This window comes from Pseudomonas sp. RGM2987, assembly GCF_022952855.1.
Taxonomy (GTDB): Bacteria; Pseudomonadota; Gammaproteobacteria; order Pseudomonadales; family Pseudomonadaceae; genus Aquipseudomonas.
This window is the reverse complement of sequence record NZ_JALJDX010000168.1, coordinates 1-18,615: the sequence shown is the minus strand read 5'-3', so window position 1 is coordinate 18,615 and position 18,615 is coordinate 1. Positions and strand designations below refer to the sequence as shown.

Below are 18,615 nucleotides of genomic sequence, written 5' to 3'. Positions count from 1 at the left end.
CGCTGGTCCATTTGACTTAGGTAGAGACTTGTCCTGAACCGTTTGGGGAATCATTTTGTCCCATCGGAGTCGGAACAATGCTCGCCAACTTGGCAAGAGTGGTCCGCAAGGTCGGTTTTTCAAGGCCGATACCGAGCAGATACTTTATCTGGCCGTTGGTTTTTTGATCTGTTTTCGGCGAGGGTTGCTCGTGATTGTTAGTCCCTGTAATGCACCAAAAATGTCTGCCAAACGGTTTAGAAACGCTCTGGTAGCGGGCTCGGCCCTGCTGTGCCTGTTCGGCGCGGGTCAACTGTGGGCATTCAGCCTGGATGATGTATCGGCGAAAGCTCAAGAACTGGCCGGGCAAAAGTACGAAGCCCCGCGCAGCAATCTGCCGAACGAATTCCGCGAAATGAAATTCGCTGACTATCAAAAAATCCGTTTCCGCACCGAAAAAGCCGAATGGGCCGACCAGAAGACTCCCTTCAGGCTGTCCTTCTATCACCAGGGCATGCATTTCGACACGCCGGTGAAAATCAACGAAATCACCGCGACCAACGTCGAAGAGATCAAGTACGACCCTTCGCGCTTCGATTTCGCCGATGTGAAATTCGATCCCAAGGCCACCGAGCAGCTGGGTTACGCGGGTTTTCGCGTGTTGTACCCGATCAACAAGGCCGACAAGCAAGACGAAATCATGACCATGCTGGGCGCGAGCTATTTCCGCGTTATCGGCAAGGGCCAGGTCTACGGCTTGTCCGCCCGTGGCATGGCCATCGATACCGCGCTGCCGTCGGGTGAGGAATTCCCGCGCTTTCGCGAGTTCTGGATCCAACGTCCGAAGCCAACCGACAAGCACCTGGTGATCTTCGCCCTGCTGGATTCGCCGCGGGCCACCGGTGCCTATCGCCTGACCCTGCGTCCGGGTACCGACACCGTGGTCGATGTGAAGTCGCGCATGTTCCTGCGTGATCGCGTCACCAAGCTTGGCGTTGCCCCGCTGACCAGCATGTACCTGTTCGGCGCCAACCAGCCGTCCAAAGTGCTGAACTACCGTCGCGAGCTGCACGACTCCAGCGGCCTGTCGATCCACGCCGGCAATGGCGAGTGGATCTGGCGTCCGCTGAACAACCCGAAACACCTGGCCGTGAGCAATTTCTCGGTAGAGAACCCACGGGGCTTTGGCCTGCTGCAGCGCGGTCGCGACTTCAGCCACTACGAAGACCTGGACGACCGCTACGACAAGCGTCCAAGCGCCTGGATCGAACCCAAGGGCGATTGGGGCAAAGGCACCGTCGACCTGGTGGAAATCCCGACCGCAGACGAAACCAACGACAACATCGTTGCGTTCTGGAGCCCGGAAAAACTGCCTGAACCAGGCCAGCCCCTGGACTTCAGCTACCGCCTGCACTGGACCCTCGACGAAGCCAGCCTGCACTCGCCAGACAGCGCCTGGGTCAAGCAGACCCTGCGCTCCACCGGTGACGTGAAGCAGTCCAACCTGATTCGTCAGCCCGACGGCAGCGTCGCCTACCTGGTGGATTTCGAAGGCCCGTCCCTGCAAGCCTTGCCGGAAGACGCCGAGGTGCGTAGCCAGGTGAGCGTCGGCGACAATGCCGAGATCGTCGAGAACAGCGTGCGTTACAACCCGGAAACCAAGGGCTGGCGCTTGACGCTGCGAATGAAGATCAAGGATTCGAAACAGGCCACCGAAATGCGTGCTGCTCTGGTTCGTCCGTTGACGCCTGTCGAGGCTCCGGCCGCATCGCACACCGTGACCACGACGCTTGCCAAGGCCGACAAGGTTGCCAAGCAGCAAGCCGAGAAAGAAACGGCGCAAGAAAAAGCGCAAGAAGAAGCCAAGGCCGTCAAGGCAGCGTCCGCCGCCGTTGAAGCAACCCCAACCCAGCAGGAACCGGAACCGACTGAACAAGTCCTGACCGAGACCTGGAGCTATCAGTTGCCAGCCGATGAGTAATACTCCAGTACAGCCAGAGACGCTCAGCGAGTACCTGGCCCATTTGCCCATGACCGACGAGCAGCGCGCCGAACTGGCGGGCTGCAAGTCCTTCAGCGAATTGCACGAACGCCTGTCGTCCTCGACGTTCGACGCACCTGCCGAGGCGGCGCAAGCCTCGGTGGGGCGTCGCCTGACCCTCAACACCGCCGAAGAGCTGGAAGAGGCCGAGATGCTGGGGCTCGACTCCAGCGGTCGCGTGCGTCTGAAGGCTACACCGCCCATCCGTCGGACCAAGGTCGTGCCGGAGCCGTGGCGCACCAATATCCTGGTGCGCGGCTGGCGGCGCCTGACCGGTCGTACCAACCCGCCGAAGCCGCCCAAGGACGAGCGCGTGTTGCCGCACGCCCGCTGGCGTACCGTAGGTTCGATCCGTCGCTACATCCTGTTGATCCTGATGCTCGGCCAGACCATCGTCGCCGGCTGGTACATGAAAGGCATCATGCCGTACCAGGGCTGGTCGCTGGTGGACCTGGACGAGGTCCTGCACCAACCCCTGCTGCAGACCGCCACCCAAGTGCTGCCATATGCCTTGCAGACCAGCATCCTGATCCTGTTCGGGATTCTGTTCTGCTGGGTATCGGCCGGTTTCTGGACCGCGCTGATGGGTTTCCTCGAGTTGCTCACCGGCCACGACAAATACCGTATCTCCGGGGCCAGTGCCGGCAACGAGCCGATTCCCAAGGACGCTCGCACCGCGTTGGTGATGCCGATCTGCAACGAGGACGTGCCGCGGGTATTCGCTGGCCTGCGCGCCACCTTCGAATCGGTTGCCGCCACCGGTGACCTGGACCGCTTCGACTTTTTCGTGCTCAGCGACAGTAACGAGACCGACATCTGTGTCGCCGAACAGCAGGCCTGGCTGGACGTCTGCCGGGAAGCCGGGGGCTTCGGCAAGATCTTCTATCGCCGCCGCCGTCGTCGCGTGAAGCGCAAGAGCGGTAACCTCGACGACTTCTGCCGTCGCTGGGGCAGCGACTACAAGTACATGGTAGTGCTCGACGCGGACTCCGTGATGAGCGGCGAATGCCTGACCAGTCTGGTGCGCCTGATGGAAGCCACGCCGGACGCAGGCATCATCCAGACCGCGCCACGTGCTTCGGGCATGGACACGCTGTATGCGCGCATGCAACAGTTCGCCACGCGGGTGTACGGTCCGCTGTTCACCGCTGGCCTGCACTTCTGGCAGTTGGGTGAATCCCACTACTGGGGCCACAACGCGATCATTCGCATGAAGCCGTTCATCGACCACTGCGCCCTGGCGCCGTTGCCGGGTAAGGGCGCGTTCTCGGGGGCGATCCTGTCCCACGACTTCGTCGAAGCCGCGTTGATGCGCCGTGCCGGCTGGGGCGTGTGGATTGCCTACGACCTGCCGGGCAGCTACGAAGAGTTGCCGCCGAACCTGCTGGACGAACTCAAGCGTGACCGGCGCTGGTGCCACGGTAACCTGATGAACTTCCGGCTGTTCCTGGTCAAGGGCATGCACCCGGTGCACCGTGCGGTGTTCCTGACCGGCGTGATGTCCTACCTGTCGGCGCCGTTGTGGTTCTTCTTCCTGGTGCTGTCTACGGCGCTGCTGGCGGTGAACACGCTGATGGAGCCGCAGTACTTCCTTGAACCCCGTCAGCTGTATCCGCTGTGGCCACAATGGCATCCGGACAAGGCCATCGCCCTGTTCTCGACGACCATCGTGCTGCTGTTCCTGCCCAAGTTGCTGAGTATCGTGCTGATTTGGGCCAAGGGCGCGAAGGCGTTCGGTGGCAAGTTCAAGGTGACCCTGTCGATGCTGCTGGAGATGCTGTTCTCCATGCTGCTGGCGCCGGTACGGATGATTTTCCACACCCGTTTCGTCCTCGCCGCATTCCTGGGCTGGGCCGCGACCTGGAATTCGCCACAACGTGATGACGACTCCACGCCCTGGAGCGAAGCGGTCAAGCGCCACGGGCCGCAGACCCTGCTGGGCTTCTTCTGGGCCCTGCTGGTGATCTGGCTGAACCCGAGCTTCCTGTGGTGGCTGGTTCCGATCGTCGGTTCGCTGATGCTGTCGATCCCGGTGTCGGTGATCTCCAGCCGCGTCGGCCTGGGCCTGAAGTCCCGTGACGAGAGCCTGTTCCTGATCCCTGAGGAGTACGCGCCGCCACAGGAATTGCTGTCGACCGACCAGTACACCCATGAAAACCGTTGGCACGCGCTGAACGACGGCTTCATCCGGGCAGTGGTCGATCCGCAACAGAACGCCCTGGCCTGTGCACTGGCAACCTCGCGTCACGGTCAGGCCGAGCCGATCGAATGGCTGCGGGTCGAGCGTGTCCGGCATGCGCTGAAGGCTGGCCCTGCCGGGCTGAGCAACGGTGAACGCCTGGCGCTGCTGAGCGACCCGGTGGCCCTGTCCCGTCTGCATGAGCAGGTCTGGAGTGAAGCCCACCCCGAGTGGCTGGCTGCATGGCGGGCATCGGTCAAGGCCGATCCCCACGCGCCGCTGCTGCCGCTTCAGCCGTTGAGCGCACAACCTCAAGTGGCCTGATCCGCAAAAAGCCCCGCCTCTGCAAAGACGCGGGGCTTTTTGTTGGGTGTGATTCTGAGTCGTTTACTACCCTGTGGCGAGGGAGCTTGCTCCCGCTGGGTGGCGCAGCCGCCCTCGCTTCTGCTGTTCGCACATGCCGGTGATTTCTGAGGGTTTGTAGGTTATGGCGCAAGGCTGTGTAGCTTTGAATTAACGGTTTGTAGCGCTGGATATTCTGGGCATATCCATTGCTGCGGTAACGGCGGCTTAGGGTTCCGCCCTGACGGCGGCTCACTTTTGATAGAGCCGGAATGCCGGCCCAGGCAAAAGTAAGCAAAACGCTCTTGCCCCACCACTGGGTGCCTCGCCTAGGCTCGGCATGCCCTCACTCCGGCATTGCTCCGTGGGCCCGCCGCGAAGGGCCATCCATGGCCCAGCGCGGCTATCCCGGCATCCATGCCGGGATGCCCACTACGCAATGCCTGCGTTCGGCCCTTGTGGTTAACGGGGCGCTCAAGATCAAAAGCCAAAGCAAGAGCAAGAGCAAGAGCAAGAGCAAGAGCAAGAGCAAGAGCGAAGCGGCCTGGCGGCTGCCCTATCTCTCCCGGTTGTACCGAGAATCACCACCTGTGGGAGCAAAGCTTGCTTGCGAGGCGATCTGACAGCCGGCCTGTTTCTGCGGCTGTCCAGCGATCCAATTGTGGGAGCGAGCCTGCTCGCGATGGCGGTGGGTTAGGTTGCATCAATGTCGAATGGTTCGCCGTCAGCGCGGGTCAGCGATATCCAACGCCTTATTCGCCAATAACTCACTGAGTTCGATCATCTGCTGGACACCCAAGGCGATGCGCCGGCGTGATCCGTCCGGGTCAAAGGTCAAGTCATTGAGCATGGCGTCGGCTGAGGCTGAGGTAGGATCGGTTTCTGGAGGATTGGGAGTAACTTTGATCATAGGTGGCATTCCGTTTACTGGTTGGAGCTGCCACGTTCGTTTCCAAGCGAGGGGGTGGCAGCCGTACGCAGGTTGGAAAACCAGGGTAAACGAGCCCGGCAGACCCCGAAGGTCTCCCGCGCACAGCCGCCATAACGAGTCGTGCGAAAACGGACGCAAGCTTACGTTATGAGGAGCGCATTTGCGCTGTTTACTGGTCAGGTTTCCAAGCCCGGTCGCTGAATTGGCAGCGACAACTCGAGGTTAACGAGAGCCCTTCCCACCCGGCAACCGCCAGAACTCGTCGGAAAAATCTGCCTGAAACAGAAGGTGTGTCCGACTATTCCCACAAATTTTGCTCGGCTGCCCGGCCACAATCGCGAGCAAGCTCGCTCACAGAGGAGGACCGTGGCTGTTTATCAGTTTTCGAGCAGGGCAATAACTGTGGGAGCGGGCTTGCTCGCGAAGACGGTGGTTCAGCTTGCATCAATGTTGGATGTGATGGCGCATTCGCGAGCAAGCCCGCTCCCACAGTTGGATCTGGATAAGACCGGAGATAGGTCGGCTATCAGACCGCCTCGCTTTGCTTGTGCTTGTGCTTGTGCTTTGGCTTTTGATCTTGGGCGCCCCATCAACCACAAGGGCCGAACGCAGGCATTGCGTAGTGGGCATCCCGGCATGGATGCCGGGATAGCCGCGCTGGGCCATGGATGGCCCTTCGCGGCGGGCCCACGGAGCAATGCCTTCGTTCGGGCACACCGAGCCTAAGGCGAGGTGCCCAGTGGTGGGGCAAAGCGCTTTTGGTTACTTTTGGCGCTCTTCCAAAAGTGACCCGCTGTAAGAGCGGAACCCTAAGCCGCCGTTACTGCAGCAACGGATATACACACATATCTAAAGAGCACCACCCAACGGGATCAAACGCGCGATCAAGCGCTTAAACCTTGAACCGCCCAACCAACGTCTGCAAATGCACCCCCAACCGCGCCAACTCAGCACTCGAAGCAGCAGTTTCTTCACTGGCAGCAGAAGTCTGCTCGGACACATCTCGCACGTTCAACACGCTGCGGTTGATCTCCTCGGCCACGGCGCTCTGTTGCTCGGCAGCGGCGGCGATCTGCTGGTTCATCGACTGGATCGCCGAGACGGTACGGGTGATGTTCTCCAGCGAGCCACCGGCGCGGCGGGTCAGTTCGACGCTGCTGTCGGTCAGGCCTCGGCTGTTGTCCATGATTGTCGCGACCTGTTGAGTGCCGGTTTGCAGCCCGACGATCAGCTCTTCGATCTCTTCAGTGGATTTCTGGGTGCGCTGGGCCAGGCTGCGAACCTCGTCGGCCACCACCGCAAAACCACGGCCGGCTTCCCCGGCGCGGGCGGCCTCGATGGCGGCGTTGAGGGCCAGCAGGTTGGTTTGCTGGGCCACGGACTTGATCACGTCCAGCACGCTGCCGATCTTGTCGCTCTCGCGCTTGAGATGGCTCATGGCTTCGGTGGAGTTGCCCACTTCCTTGGCCAGTCGCTCGATCTGGGCGATGGCTTCGCCCACCACCCGGTCACCTTCGCGGGCCTGTTGGTCGGCGGCGACGGCGGCTTCGGAGGCCTCCTCGGCATTGCGTGCCACTTCCTGCACCGTGGCGGTCATCTCGTTCATGGCGGTGGCGACCTGATCGGTCTCCACTTTCTGGCTGTTGACCCCGGCGCTGGTCTGCTCGGTCACGGCGGAGAGCTGCTCGGCGGCGCTGGCGATTTGCGCGACGCCTTCGCCGATGCCACCAATCAATTGCCGCAGGCTGATGACCATCCGTTGCAGGCTGGTTTGCAGTTGGCCCATCTCGTCGCGGCGGGTGACCACCAGGTTATGGCTCAGGTCGCCCGAGGCAACCCGTTCAACCGCAACCAGGGTCTGTTGCAGCGGAGCAACGATCTGGCGGGTGATGATCCATGCCGCCAGCAGGCCAAATGCCAACGCGAGGATGGTGACGATGATCAGCGTTTCTTTCGCCTGAGCCGTCTCCTGGTCGCGCTTCTCAACTTGCGAGACGGTCAGGTGGTTATTCAGGTCATTCAGCCGGCCATCCTGATCCACCATTCGCTTGAGGGCCGAAGCACTGGCGACCTGGGAGTCGCGGAACTGGCTCACGGCGGCACGGTAGGCCTTCATCGATTCAGTGGCCTGTTGCAGGTTGGCGGCATGCTGCTCTGGCAGTTTGCCCGGCAGGCTTTCGAGGTTCTTCAAGACATTTTCGATAGCATCCAGCGCGGGTTGTTCAGCGTCGGCCTTGCCGCTGTAGGTGTAGCCGCGGACCTGGTAACGCGCTTGCTGGATCAGTTTGCTCAGGACCACCACGTCGTCGAACTGCGGTACGCTCTCGCCTTGGCGCACGGCATTTTCCACTTCGGTGACCTTGGCCACGGCGTTGTCGGCATTGGCGCCAAGCTTGGACCGGGCGGATTCGCGGTTCTGCGTCGCCTGGGTCATGTCACCGAAGGCACGCTTGTATTCGTCGAGGGTCGCCCGTTGCTGATTGAACAATTCCAGGTCGGCAGGGCGTGAAAAGCGTTTGAGAGCTGTCTGCACGCCCTCCTGGAGCTTGCCCAGCAGCTCGTTGACCGCCGTCGGCCCTTGTTCGCCCCGGCGCATCTCATAGTCGAGGCGGGCGACGCGCAGATCCTTGGCTGTCTCGTTGAGGTTGGCGATGATCGCTTGTTTGTCTGCCCGACTGATCACGTTGCTCAGGCTGTTCCAGCCGGCAAAGGTACTCAGTACAGTCATCAGCAGCACCAGGCCGAAACCGACGCCCAGTTTGCGATTGACGCTTACATTTCCCAGCTTGTCGCTCAACCAACTGAACATGCCGATACTCCTCGAACCTTTGTAGGCTTTATGAAAACAATATCGACCATTTGCTGGGGAACTGTAGAAAATAGGCGGCTTGTCGTTTAAACCCTGAACCGTCCCACCAACGTCTGCAAATGTTCCCCCAGCCGCGCCAGTTCGGCGCTGGATGCGGCGGTTTCTTCGCTGGCGGAGGAGGTTTGCTCGGACACATCACGTACGTTCGACACGCTGCGATTGATCTCTTCGGCCACGGCGCTCTGTTGCTCGGCGGCGGCAGCGATCTGTTGGTTCATCGCCTGGATCGCCGAGACGGTGCGTGTGATGTTTTCCAGCGAGCCACCGGCGCGACGGGTCAGCTCGACGCTGCTGTCGGTCAGGCCCCGACTGCTGTCCAGGCTGCTGGCGACCCTTTCGGTGCCGCTTTGCAGGCCTGCAATCAGTTCTTCGATTTCTTCAGTGGATTTCTGGGTGCGCTGGGCCAGGCTGCGAACCTCATCGGCCACCACCGCAAAACCACGGCCGGCTTCCCCGGCGCGGGCGGCCTCGATGGCGGCGTTGAGGGCCAGCAGGTTGGTTTGCTGGGCCACGGACTTGATCACGTCCAGCACGCTGCCGATCTTGTCGCTCTCGCGCTTGAGATGGCTCATGGCTTCGGTGGAGTTGCCCACTTCCTTGGCCAGGCGCTCGATCTGGGCGATGGCTTCGCCCACCACCCGGTCACCTTCACGGGCCTGCTGGTTGGCGGCGACGGTGGCTTCGGAGGCCTCCTCGGCGTTGCGCGCCACTTCCTGCACCGTGGCGGTCATTTCATTCATGGCGGTGGCGACCTGGTCGGTTTCCATTTTCTGGCTGGTGACCCCGGCGCTGGTCTGTTCGGTCACGGCCGAAAGCTCTTCGGCGGCGTTGGCGATCTGCGTGACGCCGTCGCTGATGCCGCCGATCAATTGCCGCAGGCCCACGGTCATGCTCTGCATGGCGCGTTGCAGCTGGCCCAGTTCGTCGCGGCGCTCGCAAGCGAGGTTGTGAGTCAGGTCCCCTGCGGCTACGTATTCGGCGACCTTGAGGGTCTGGGCCAGCGGGTCGACGATCTGCCGCGTAATGGCCAAGGCGGCGATTACGCCGAACAGCAGGGCCAGCGCTGCGGCCGAGATCAGGAAGGTCTCGGCCTGGACAGCCTCATGATTGCGCACGGCCGTCTGGGATACGGTGAGGTTCCTGCTGGCTTCGCGTAGCACAACCCCCAGGTCGGACATGCGCTTGATGGCACTGGCGCTGGCGGTCTGGGCGTCCCGGAACTGGCTGACGGCCGCACGATAGGTGGTGAACGATTCGCGGGCCTGTTGAAGCTTGGGGGCCTGCTCATCTGGCAGTTGAGCAGGCAGACTGCCAAGAATGCTCAACGCGTTATCGATGGCATCCAGGGCCGGTTGCTCGGCGTCGGCCTGGCCGCTGTAGGTGTAGCCACGAACCTGATAGCGGGCCTCTTGGATAGCCTTGACCAAGGTCTCGACACGGTTGAATTGTGCCAGGCTTTCGCCTTGCAGCAGGGCGTTTTCAACGTCGGCGATGCGGGCCGCGGCGCTGTCGGCGCTGGCGCCCAATTTGCTGCGTGCGTCTTCACGGCTGGCGGTGGCGCGGACCAGATCGGCAAAGGCAACCTTGTAGTCGGCGACGGCCGCGAATTGCTTGTCGATGATCGCGGCGTCGGCCGGTTGATCGATCGACCGGCGGGCGCTTTGCAGCCCGGGCTCCAATTGACCCAGCAGATCGTTGATGTCACCGGGGCCTTTTTCACCGCGGGTCGTGTAGTAATCCCTGCGCGCGGAGCGCTAGTCCTTGGTCAGGTCGTTCAGGCTGGCGATAAGTTCGAGCGTGTCGCCGCGGGCAATCACCTTGCGCAGGCCGGTCCAGCCGGTGAAGGCCATCATCACGGTCAAGAACAGTACCAGGCCGAAGCCGAAGCCGAGTTTGCGATTAACGCTTACATTACCTAGCCATCGGGACATGCCGGTACTCCCTTGAAGGGCGCAACTGTTCTTGTAAAAACTGTGTCGGCCTCTTTGGGGGGAACTGAAGGGCATAGAGGATGTACTTCCCGTACCCCGGAGGCTTGCGCCCTTTGCAGTCTAGCGGGAGCAAGCTTCTTTGCCAGGGGCGACAAGTACAAGGCAAGCGGCGGGGATCAGAACAGGCGAGCCAGCAGCGCGGTGACGGCGGTTTCGACCCGAAGGATGCGTTCACCCAGCTGCACCGGTTGCAGGCCGGCTTTGTTCAGCAGGTCGATTTCGTAGGGAATCCAGCCGCCCTCCGGACCGATCGCCAGGGTCACCGGTTCCGTCACCGCGCGGGGGCAGGGTGGGTAGTTGCCGGGATGGCCGACCAGGGCCAGGGTGTTGTCGGCAATGGCCGGCAGTCGGTCTTCGACGAAGGGCTTGAAGCGTTTTTCGATGATGATCTGCGGCAGCACGCTGTCCCTGGCTTGTTCCAGTCCCAGGATCAGTTGCTCGCGAATCGCCTCGGGCTCCAGGAACGGGGTCTGCCAGAAACTCTTTTCCACTCGATAGCTGTTGACCAGGATCACCCGCGGCACGCCCATGGTCGCGACGGTCTGGAACACCCGCCGGAGCATTTTCGGGCGCGGCAGGGCCAGCACCAGGGTCAGCGGCAGCTTGGCCGGTGGCGGTTGGTCCAGGGTGACTTGCAATTCGGCCTCGCGGGCTTCCAGGCGCAACACCCGGGCGGTGCCCATCAAGCCTTCAATGCGCCCGACCCGCAGGCTGTCGCCGACAGCGCTGCGGTGGACTTCCTGCATGTGCGTCAATCGGCGGTCGCGCAGGACCACCCGGTCAGGCGCGATGAAATCGGCCTCTTCGAGCAGCAGCAGGTTCACGCTTGTGTCGCTGGCGGCTGATCGTCGTGGTCGACCGGCTCGTCTTCCGGATGCTCACTGCGCTTGCGCACCAGGCCGCCGAACAGCACGCCGATCTCGAACAGCAACCACATAGGCACGGCCAGCAGCGTCTGGGAGAAAATATCCGGCGGGGTCAGGATCATGCCGACCACGAAGCAACCGATGATCACGTACGGGCGGATTTTCTTCAGGTACGCCACGTCGACCACGCCGATCCAGACCAGCAGCACCACTGCCACGGGGATCTCGAACGCCACGCCGAAGGCGAAGAACAGCGTCATGACGAAGTCCAGGTAGCTGGTGATGTCGGTCATCATTTCCACGCCGGCCGGAGTGGCGGCGGCAAAGAACTTGAAGATCAGCGGGAACACCAGGAAATAGGCGAACGCCATGCCGGTGTAGAACAGCAGGATGCTCGACACCAGCAGCGGCACGGCGATGCGTTTTTCATGCTTGTACAGGCCGGGTGCGATGAAGCCCCAGATCTGATGCAGGATCACCGGGATCGCCAGGAACAGCGAGACCATCATCGTCAGCTTCAGTGGCGTCAGGAACGGCGACGACACGTCGGTGGCGATCATTGTCGCGCCGACCGGCAGGTACTGGCGCAATGGCGTGGAGACGAAGGTGTAGATCTGCTGGGTGAAGGCGAACAGCCCGGCAAAGATGATGAAGACCGCCGCGACGCAACGCAGCAGGCGGGTGCGCAACTCGGTGAGGTGCGATACCAGCGGCATCGGCTGGTCGTGCTCTGGGATATTGCTCATGGGGCTCGCGGCGGCAAAGTAGGGTCGTGGGGAGCGGCTGGCGTCGTTGGTGCCGGGGCAGGTTCCGGCACTTTGGCAGGCTCGGCCGCCAGCGGCGCAGTGTCAGCCACCGGCGCTTGCGGGGCAATCGTCGGCTCGACCAAAGGCTCGACTGGCGTCGGTTCCTGTTGGGTCGGGGCAAGGATTTTTCGCGCTTCCTGCTCCAGGGACAGAATGTGTTCGTTGTGCAGTTGCCGGCGGATATCGTCGGCACCGATTTCACGCTCAACTTCCTGTTTGATCGCGTTGAAGCTGCGCTTCAGGCGACCGATCCAGAGCCCGGCGGTGCGCGCAGCACCCGGCAGGCGCTCGGGGCCCAGGACCAGCAGGGCGACGAGGCCGACGAGCAGCAGTTCAGTGAAGCTGATCCCAAACATTAGTCAGTGCTCACGAGTCTTTGCGGGCAGGCTCTTCGACTTTCTGCGCCTGCACGTCGATGGTGTGCGGTGCGCTCACTGGCTGGGCGGCCTGAGGGTGTACCGGTTGGGCTGGCTGCACCGGCTGCGTTGGCGTCGCGGTCGGCTCGGCCGGTTTTTCGTCATCGTTCATGGCCTTGCGAAAACCCTTGATCGACTCGCCGACATCGGTGCCGAGGTTTTTCAGTTTCTTGGTGCCGAACACCAGGACCACGACAACGAGGATGACGATCCAGTGTTTCCAGTCAAAGATACCCATGTGGCTATTCCTCTCAAGAGTTGATCAGGCGGACGGGCGCGAGGCTTTCTCGACATGCCCGGAAAGACCGAAGCGCCGGTCCAGTTCATCCAGTACGGCCTGCGGATGCTGCCCGAGTTGGGCCAGCATGACCAGGCTGTGGAACCACAGGTCGGCGGTCTCGTAGATCACGTCGCTGCAATCGCCGCTGATGGCGGCGTCCTTGGCGGCGATGATGGTCTCCACGGACTCTTCGCCGACTTTTTCCAGAATCTTGTTCAAGCCCTTGTGGTACAGGCTGGCGACATAGGAGCTGTCGGCCGCGGCACCTTTGCGCTCTTCCAGCACCTGTGCCAGGCGGGTCAGGGTGTCACTCATGGGTATGTCCTGAATAGATGGCATGCGGGTCCTTGAGCACCGGATCGACGGTTTTCCAGTCGCCGTTCTCGAAGACGCGATAGAAGCAGCTTTGACGGCCGGTGTGGCAGGCAATCTCGCCGACCTGTTCGACCATCAGGATGATGACGTCGCCGTCGCAGTCCAGGCGCATCTCATGCAGATGCTGTACGTGCCCGGACTCTTCACCTTTGCGCCACAGCTTGCCACGGGAACGTGACCAATAGATGGCGCGGTTCTCGGCGGCGGTCAGGGCCAGCGCTTCGCGGTTCATCCAGGCCATCATCAGCACGCGCCCGGTCTTGTGATCCTGGGCGATGGCCGGCACCAGGCCGTCAGCGTCCCATTTGATCTCGTCCTGCCAGTTTTTCATCTTTGACTCCGACCTTGGGCCGCGCGCTTGGATTGGCGAGCCCGGCGTTGAAACAGTGTGCCAGCGCGAACCGGTGCTGGCTATCGACGAACGACCAGATACAAACCGACGGCCGCCATGATAATCGCCGGCCAGTGCCCCAGTTCGTTCAATGGCCCGCCTGCCGCCAGCGCCGCGCCGCCCCCCAGGTGGGCGGCACCCAGCAGGCGCAGGAACCAGTCGTCCTTGCGCCGCTTCCACGGTGGATCCGGGTCCTGGGCATGGGGCTGGGACATCCGCTCAAGCAGGTCGCGGGTCATGTTGGCCAGGTGCGGGATCTGCTCGAACTGGCTCTGCACGTTGCCCAGCAAGGTGCGTGGGCTGACGCGCTCGCGCATCCAGCGTTCGAGGAAGGGCTGGGCGGTGTTCCACAGGTCCAGGTCCGGGTACAGCTGGCGGCCGAGGCCTTCGATGTTCAACAGGGTTTTCTGCAACAGTACCAGCTGTGGCTGAACCTCCATGTTGAAGCGACGCGCGGTCTGGAACAGGCGCATCAGCACCTGGCCGAAGGAAATATCCTTTAACGGTTTTTCGAAGATCGGTTCGCACACGGTGCGGATCGCCGCTTCGAATTCGTTGAGTTTGGTCTCGGCCGGCACCCAGCCCGAGTCGATGTGCAATTGCGCAACGCGACGGTAATCGCGCTTGAAGAAGGCGAACAGGTTGCGCGCCAGGTAGTCCTGGTCCTCGGGGGTCAGGCTGCCGACAATGCCGCAGTCGATCGCAATGTATTTCGGGCTCCACGGCTCCACCGTGCTGACGAAGATGTTGCCCGGGTGCATGTCGGCGTGGAAGAAGCTGTCGCGGAACACTTGGGTGAAGAAGATTTCCACGCCGCGCTCGGCGAGCATCTTCATGTCGGTGCGCTGGTCGGCCAGGGTCGCCAGGTCAGTGACCTGGATGCCGTAGATGCGCTCCATCACCAGCACTTTTGGCCGGCACCAGTCCCAGTAGACCTGCGGCACGTAGAGCAGTGGCGAGCCTTCGAAGTTACGGCGCAACTGGCTGGCGTTGGCCGCTTCGCGCAACAGGTCGAGTTCGTCGTAGATGGTCTTCTCGTAGTCCAGGACCACGTCCACCGGATGCAGCAGGCGTGCATCGGCCGACAACCGCTCGGCGGCGCGAGCGAGGATGAACAGCCACGCCAGGTCCTGGGCAATGATCGGCTTGAGGCCCGGGCGGATGACCTTGACCACCACCTCTTCACCACTCTTGAGTTGCGCAGCGTGGACCTGTGCGACCGAGGCCGAGGCCAGGGGCTCGACATCGAAACGGCGGAAGACTTCGCCGATGGTCTTGCCCAGTTGCTCTTCGATCAACGCCACCGACAACTTGGAATCGAACGGCGGCACGCGGTCCTGCAGCAGCATCAGCTCATCGGCGATGTCTTCGGGCAGCAGGTCGCGGCGCGTGGACAGGATCTGCCCGAACTTGATGAAGATCGGCCCCAGGTCCTGCAAGGCCAGGCGCAAGCGGGCGCCGCGACTCAGGTCCAGCGTGCGCCGGGGAAACCAGCGCCACGGCAACACGAAGCGCAGCGCCAGGAGGAACCACGGCAGCGGCAGGGCGAACAGCAGGTCATCGAGGCGGTAACGGATCACGACGCGCTGGATGCGCAACAGACGGCGGACGGCAAGCAGCTTCATGCGTTATCGCTTGGGTTCAAGGGATCGGGAAAGGCGCTCGAAACGCGCCTCGAGACGTTCCAGGTCAAGTTTGATCTGGTCCAGTTCAGCAAATCGGGCTTGCGCCTCGCGTTGGCCTACCAGCGTACGCGATTCTTCGGCCAGGTATTCACTCAGATTCTGCCCCAGGCTGGCGAAGCCCTGGCGGTACCAGCGGCTGCGACTGCGCAGATGGCCGCTGAGCAACTGGGTCGGCACCGGGCCGATCCAGCGGGACACTTCATATTCCCAGTCCAGCTCCAGGTCCTGGAGAATCGCCGCCAGCTCCAGCAGCACGCCACTGTCGCCATCGAGCTCGACCTCGGGGCTGTGCAACACCGCAGTCTTGTCCTTGCCCAGGGCCAGGCTCAGCAGGCTCGATGCCGGGGCATGCAGCGTGCAATCGGCTTGGGCCTCCCAATGCGCGGCGAGCATCAAGCCTTCGTCGCTGGGCAGGATAAACAGCTGGAACACCGGGCTGCGGCAATCGACGGCGATTACCTTGCCGCTCAACTGCGCCAGGCGTGCGAGCGCAGTGCTGTCCAGGCGCAGTACCCGGTTGATGCCCAGTTCGACGCTGGCGAGCAGCCCGGTGAGCAGCATCAGGGCTTGATACCGCGATGCAGGGCGACGATGCCCGAGGTCATGTTGTGGTAGGTCACGCGGTCGAAACCGGCCTCGACCATCATCGACTTCAGGGTCTCCTGGTCCGGGTGCATGCGGATCGACTCGGCCAGGTAGCGATAGCTCTCGGCGTCGTTGGTGATCAGCTTGCCCATCAGCGGCATGAAGGCAAAGGAATAGGCATCGTAGGCCTTGGACATCAGCGCGTTGGTCGGCTTGGAGAACTCCAGCACCAGCAACCGCCCACCCGGCTTGAGCACCCGCAGCATCGAGCGCAGGGCGTCTTCCTTGTGGGTGACGTTGCGCAGCCCGAAGGCGATGGTCACGCAGTCGAAATGGTTGTCGGGGAACGGCAGCTTCTCGGCGTCGGCCTGGACGAACTCGACATTGCCGGCCACACCCAGGTCCAGCAGGCGATCGCGGCCGACCTTGAGCATCGATTCGTTGATGTCGGCGAGCACCACCTGGCCGGTCGGCCCGACGATGTGGGAAAACTTCTTGGTCAGGTCACCGGTGCCGCCGGCGATGTCCAGCACGCGGTTACCGCTGCGCACGCCCGACAGTTCGATCGCGAAACGCTTCCACAGGCGATGCATGCCGCCCGAGAGCAGGTCGTTCATCAAGTCATACTTGGCGGCTACGGAGTGGAAAACCTCAGCGACTTTTTCCGCCTTCTGGCTTTCCGGCACGTTTTTGAAACCGAAGTGGGTGGTGGGTTCGGCATCGCTGCCTTTGCGCTGATCGGTCATATCGCTGTCACCAAAAAAGAATGCGGGACATTCTAATCCCGGTGGAGGGCTTTGTCTTGGCAAGGCTGAAGGTAAGATGAGCCACCGCCAGGACGTTTTGACGCAGCCAGGGTCTGAAACGTTCAGGCAAGTCCCGATAGAACAGGAGTCATCAGATGGCCCGTATTACAGTTGAACGTGCCCATGACCTGGGCAAGGTAGCGGCGCGTGCCAAGGCCGACACGTTGGCGCAGAAGTTGGCCGACAGCTATGGCCTGGAACCGCAGTGGGTCGGCGACACGCTGAAGCTCAAGCGCTCCGGGGTCAAGGGCGAAGTGCAGGTGGGCGAGGACTCGATTCGCGTCGATGTGGAACTGGGGATGTTGATGTCGGCCATGAGCGGCACGATCAAGGCGGAAATTGAAAAGGCGTTGGATAAAGCGTTGGCTTGATTGAAAGAGTAGCTCGAGCACAGCTTTCAACCTCACCGCTAAATCTTGTGGGAGCGGGCTTGCTCGCGAAGGCTGCGTGTCAGTCGATACGAGTATTGATTGATCCACCGCATTCGCGAGCAAGCCCGCTCCCACAGGATGTCACCGCACTTGGGACCTGTGCCAGTTGTTAGGGTGCCGTTTCTAATTATTGTCACTACTTTGTGCCTGAGCCCGTCCGTGTGCGGGCAGTTCCTCAAACCCGTTTCCGAGTGAGGTGCACCATGGCCAAAGTTATTCTGAAGAAAAAAACCGACGTTGAATCTTCCACGCTCAGCGACGTGAAAACGTACGCGCGCAAGATCTGGCTGGCGGGCCTGGGCGCCTACACCAAGGTCGGCCAGGAGGGCAGCGAGTACTTCCAGGAGTTGATCAAGGCTGGCGAAGTTGTTGAAACCAAAGGCAAAAAGAACATTGCCGGAAAACTTGAAGCGGCCAATAGCGAGTTGATTGAGGCCAAGGCCGATGTCTCCACTTTCAAGGCTCGGGTTGAACTGCAACTCGATAAAGTCGAGAAGGTATTTGATGCGCGTGTTGCAAGTGCCTTGAATCGTATCGGCATTCCGTCTAAACATGACGTTGAGGCACTCTCTGCTAAGCTCGATGAGCTGACCGCATTGCTCGAACGTGTTGCGCGTAAACATTAAGGAGAACGGGATGGCTGGCAAAAAAATCACAGAAAAAGAAGGCAGCTCATGGGCCGGGAAAATTGAAAAGTACTCCCGCAAAATCTGGCTGGCTGGTTTAGGCGTGTACTCGAAGATCGATACTGACGGCAGCAAACTCTTCGAGTCATTGGTCAAGGACGGTGAGAAGGCCGAAAAAATCACCAAGACGGCGGTCGGCAAACAGGTCGATGCCGCCAAGGACTCTGCCGAGTCCGCCAAGTCGCGCATCGGCGGCGTGAAGGATCGGGCACTGGGCAAGTGGGACGAACTGGAAGGGGCTTTCGACAAGCGTCTGAACAGCGCGATCTCCCGCCTGGGCGTGCCGAGCCGCAATGAAGTGAAGGCGCTGCACACCAAAGTCGATACGTTGACCAAGCAGATCGAGAAACTCACCGGGGCCAAGGTTGCGCCGGTGGCGACCAAGACTGCAGCGGCCAAGCCAGCGACCAAGGTTGCGGCCAAGCCATTGGTCAAGGCCGCGGCGAAAGCGGGTGCCAAGCCTGCGGCAAAGGCAGCAGCCAAACCTGCGGCTAAAACCGCTGCGGCCAAGCCTGCTGTCAAGGCAGCGGCCAAACCGGTTGCGGCAGCCGCAAAAGCGGCCGCCAAGACCGTCGCCAAGCCTGCTGCGAAAACCGTAGCGGCTAAACCTGCTGCAACCAAGGCAGCAGCAAAGCCGGCCGCCAAGCCGGCGACCAAAGCGGCAGCCAAACCCGCTGCGGCGAAGAAACCTGCGGTGAAAAAACCGGCCGCGCCCAAGGCACCGACTGCGGCCGCCAAGCCGGCAGCCACCACGAGCACGGCGAACTCCGCTTCGGCTCCGACCCCGGTCGCCACCCCGACTCCAGCGCCGGCTCCATCGACGCCTACCAGTCAGTCCTGATCTTCAGGGCAAATGAAAACGCCCGGCCTGTGAAGGTCGGGCGTTTTTGTTTGCGTTGCCATCGATCCAATGTGGGAGCGGGCTTGCTCGCGAATGCGATGGATCAGCCAACATC

17 protein-coding genes and 1 pseudogene are annotated in these 18,615 nt (G+C 61.7%); 6 read left to right on the top strand and 12 right to left on the bottom strand.

Annotated elements, in window-relative coordinates; translation table 11 throughout:
- Positions 1 to 220 precede the first annotated feature (220 nt).
- From RGM2987_RS08605 to RGM2987_RS08595, 3 genes are all read left to right on the top strand, one after another.
- On the top strand, positions 221 to 1,960 hold the full coding sequence (locus tag RGM2987_RS08605) for a glucan biosynthesis protein G (RefSeq protein ID WP_245139768.1): 1,740 nt from the start codon (positions 221 to 223) through the stop codon (positions 1,958 to 1,960).
- Positions 1,953 to 4,523 carry a glucans biosynthesis glucosyltransferase MdoH gene (gene mdoH, locus RGM2987_RS08600; RefSeq protein ID WP_245139765.1) on the top strand — a complete coding sequence of 857 codons (2,571 nt, stop codon included), beginning with the start codon at positions 1,953 to 1,955 and terminating at the stop codon, positions 4,521 to 4,523. Before RGM2987_RS08605 ends, mdoH begins: the two co-directional genes overlap by 8 nt.
- A gap of 407 nt (positions 4,524 to 4,930) precedes the next feature.
- A complete protein-coding gene (locus RGM2987_RS08595) occupies positions 4,931 to 5,164 on the top strand; it encodes a hypothetical protein (RefSeq protein WP_245139763.1) in 234 nt (77 codons plus the stop codon).
- A gap of 101 nt (positions 5,165 to 5,265) precedes the next feature.
- On the opposite strand, the gene RGM2987_RS08590 is transcribed toward RGM2987_RS08595, so the two are convergent.
- The 12 genes and pseudogenes from RGM2987_RS08590 to ubiE all read right to left on the bottom strand — a co-directional run bounded on the left by RGM2987_RS08590 (position 5,266) and on the right by ubiE (position 16,482).
- Entirely contained in the window at positions 5,266 to 5,451 is a 186-nt protein-coding gene (locus RGM2987_RS08590) for a hypothetical protein (RefSeq protein ID WP_245139762.1), read from the bottom strand.
- A 913-nt stretch (positions 5,452 to 6,364) separates the two neighbouring features.
- Positions 6,365 to 8,281, bottom strand: a complete 1,917-nt coding sequence (locus tag RGM2987_RS08585) for a methyl-accepting chemotaxis protein (RefSeq protein WP_245139759.1) — start codon at positions 8,279 to 8,281, stop codon at positions 6,365 to 6,367.
- An 86-nt stretch (positions 8,282 to 8,367) separates the two neighbouring features.
- Positions 8,368 to 10,272 (bottom strand): annotated as a pseudogene (locus RGM2987_RS08580) (methyl-accepting chemotaxis protein).
- A gap of 176 nt (positions 10,273 to 10,448) precedes the next feature.
- Positions 10,449 to 11,156: a 16S rRNA (uracil(1498)-N(3))-methyltransferase gene (locus tag RGM2987_RS08575; RefSeq protein WP_245139757.1), complete on the bottom strand. Its 708-nt coding sequence runs from the start codon at positions 11,154 to 11,156 to the stop codon at positions 10,449 to 10,451.
- Positions 11,153 to 11,944: a twin-arginine translocase subunit TatC gene (tatC, locus tag RGM2987_RS08570; protein ID WP_245139754.1), complete on the bottom strand. Its 792-nt coding sequence runs from the start codon at positions 11,942 to 11,944 to the stop codon at positions 11,153 to 11,155. Before tatC ends, RGM2987_RS08575 begins: the two co-directional genes overlap by 4 nt.
- On the bottom strand, positions 11,941 to 12,360 hold the full coding sequence (gene tatB, locus RGM2987_RS08565; protein ID WP_245139751.1) for a Sec-independent protein translocase protein TatB: 420 nt from the start codon (positions 12,358 to 12,360) through the stop codon (positions 11,941 to 11,943). The genes tatC and tatB overlap by 4 nt, the downstream gene beginning before the upstream one ends.
- Positions 12,361 to 12,370: 10 nt before the next feature.
- Positions 12,371 to 12,658 (bottom strand): twin-arginine translocase TatA/TatE family subunit, encoded by a 288-nt coding sequence (locus RGM2987_RS08560; RefSeq protein WP_245139748.1) that lies wholly within the window; start codon positions 12,656 to 12,658, stop codon positions 12,371 to 12,373.
- Between the two features lie 24 nt (positions 12,659 to 12,682).
- Complete coding sequence (locus RGM2987_RS08555; RefSeq protein ID WP_003186671.1) at positions 12,683 to 13,015, bottom strand: phosphoribosyl-ATP diphosphatase; 333 nt, start codon at positions 13,013 to 13,015, stop codon at positions 12,683 to 12,685.
- On the bottom strand, positions 13,008 to 13,406 hold the full coding sequence (hisI, locus tag RGM2987_RS08550; protein WP_003196931.1) for a phosphoribosyl-AMP cyclohydrolase: 399 nt from the start codon (positions 13,404 to 13,406) through the stop codon (positions 13,008 to 13,010). The genes RGM2987_RS08555 and hisI overlap by 8 nt, the downstream gene beginning before the upstream one ends.
- 80 nt (positions 13,407 to 13,486) lie before the next feature.
- The gene (gene ubiB / locus RGM2987_RS08545; RefSeq protein WP_245139746.1) at positions 13,487 to 15,091 is read right to left on the bottom strand and encodes a ubiquinone biosynthesis regulatory protein kinase UbiB; all 1,605 of its coding nucleotides are present in this window, start codon (positions 15,089 to 15,091) and stop codon (positions 13,487 to 13,489) included.
- Between the two features lie 3 nt (positions 15,092 to 15,094).
- Positions 15,095 to 15,712 carry an SCP2 sterol-binding domain-containing protein gene (locus RGM2987_RS08540; RefSeq protein WP_245139744.1) on the bottom strand — a complete coding sequence of 206 codons (618 nt, stop codon included), beginning with the start codon at positions 15,710 to 15,712 and terminating at the stop codon, positions 15,095 to 15,097.
- A complete protein-coding gene (gene ubiE, locus RGM2987_RS08535) occupies positions 15,712 to 16,482 on the bottom strand; it encodes a bifunctional demethylmenaquinone methyltransferase/2-methoxy-6-polyprenyl-1,4-benzoquinol methylase UbiE (protein WP_072397963.1) in 771 nt (256 codons plus the stop codon). The genes RGM2987_RS08540 and ubiE overlap by 1 nt, the downstream gene beginning before the upstream one ends.
- 155 nt (positions 16,483 to 16,637) lie before the next feature.
- Between ubiE and RGM2987_RS08530 the strand changes: the two genes are divergently transcribed.
- The 3 genes from RGM2987_RS08530 (at position 16,638) to RGM2987_RS08520 (ending at position 18,500) form a co-directional block, all read left to right on the top strand.
- The gene (locus RGM2987_RS08530; protein ID WP_245139743.1) at positions 16,638 to 16,913 is read left to right on the top strand and encodes a polyhydroxyalkanoic acid system family protein; all 276 of its coding nucleotides are present in this window, start codon (positions 16,638 to 16,640) and stop codon (positions 16,911 to 16,913) included.
- Positions 16,914 to 17,176: 263 nt separating this feature from the next.
- Positions 17,177 to 17,599 (top strand): phasin family protein, encoded by a 423-nt coding sequence (locus RGM2987_RS08525; RefSeq protein WP_245139742.1) that lies wholly within the window; start codon positions 17,177 to 17,179, stop codon positions 17,597 to 17,599.
- Between the two features lie 10 nt (positions 17,600 to 17,609).
- Complete coding sequence (locus RGM2987_RS08520) at positions 17,610 to 18,500, top strand: phasin family protein (RefSeq protein ID WP_245139741.1); 891 nt, start codon at positions 17,610 to 17,612, stop codon at positions 18,498 to 18,500.
- Positions 18,501 to 18,615 lie beyond the last annotated feature (115 nt).

What these genes read in the sequence shown, in the direction of transcription:
- RGM2987_RS08585 (WP_245139759.1), bottom strand. Translation starts at nt 8,281, where the DNA reads ATGTTCAGTTGGTTGAGCGACAAGCTGGGAAATGTAAGCGTCAATCGC.
- RGM2987_RS08520 (WP_245139741.1), top strand. Translation starts at nt 17,610, where the DNA reads ATGGCTGGCAAAAAAATCACAGAAAAAGAAGGCAGCTCATGGGCCGGG.
- tatB (WP_245139751.1), bottom strand. Translation starts at nt 12,360, where the DNA reads ATGTTTGGGATCAGCTTCACTGAACTGCTGCTCGTCGGCCTCGTCGCC.
- hisI (WP_003196931.1), bottom strand. Translation starts at nt 13,406, where the DNA reads ATGAAAAACTGGCAGGACGAGATCAAATGGGACGCTGACGGCCTGGTG.
- mdoH (WP_245139765.1), top strand. Translation starts at nt 1,953, where the DNA reads ATGAGTAATACTCCAGTACAGCCAGAGACGCTCAGCGAGTACCTGGCC.
- RGM2987_RS08595 (WP_245139763.1), top strand. Translation starts at nt 4,931, where the DNA reads ATGGCCCAGCGCGGCTATCCCGGCATCCATGCCGGGATGCCCACTACG.
- RGM2987_RS08555 (WP_003186671.1), bottom strand. Translation starts at nt 13,015, where the DNA reads ATGAGTGACACCCTGACCCGCCTGGCACAGGTGCTGGAAGAGCGCAAA.
- RGM2987_RS08525 (WP_245139742.1), top strand. Translation starts at nt 17,177, where the DNA reads ATGGCCAAAGTTATTCTGAAGAAAAAAACCGACGTTGAATCTTCCACG.
- RGM2987_RS08605 (WP_245139768.1), top strand. Translation starts at nt 221, where the DNA reads ATGTCTGCCAAACGGTTTAGAAACGCTCTGGTAGCGGGCTCGGCCCTG.
- RGM2987_RS08560 (WP_245139748.1), bottom strand. Translation starts at nt 12,658, where the DNA reads ATGGGTATCTTTGACTGGAAACACTGGATCGTCATCCTCGTTGTCGTG.
- ubiB (WP_245139746.1), bottom strand. Translation starts at nt 15,091, where the DNA reads ATGAAGCTGCTTGCCGTCCGCCGTCTGTTGCGCATCCAGCGCGTCGTG.
- ubiE (WP_072397963.1), bottom strand. Translation starts at nt 16,482, where the DNA reads ATGACCGATCAGCGCAAAGGCAGCGATGCCGAACCCACCACCCACTTC.
- RGM2987_RS08540 (WP_245139744.1), bottom strand. Translation starts at nt 15,712, where the DNA reads ATGCTGCTCACCGGGCTGCTCGCCAGCGTCGAACTGGGCATCAACCGG.
- RGM2987_RS08530 (WP_245139743.1), top strand. Translation starts at nt 16,638, where the DNA reads ATGGCCCGTATTACAGTTGAACGTGCCCATGACCTGGGCAAGGTAGCG.
- RGM2987_RS08590 (WP_245139762.1), bottom strand. Translation starts at nt 5,451, where the DNA reads ATGATCAAAGTTACTCCCAATCCTCCAGAAACCGATCCTACCTCAGCC.
- tatC (WP_245139754.1), bottom strand. Translation starts at nt 11,944, where the DNA reads ATGAGCAATATCCCAGAGCACGACCAGCCGATGCCGCTGGTATCGCAC.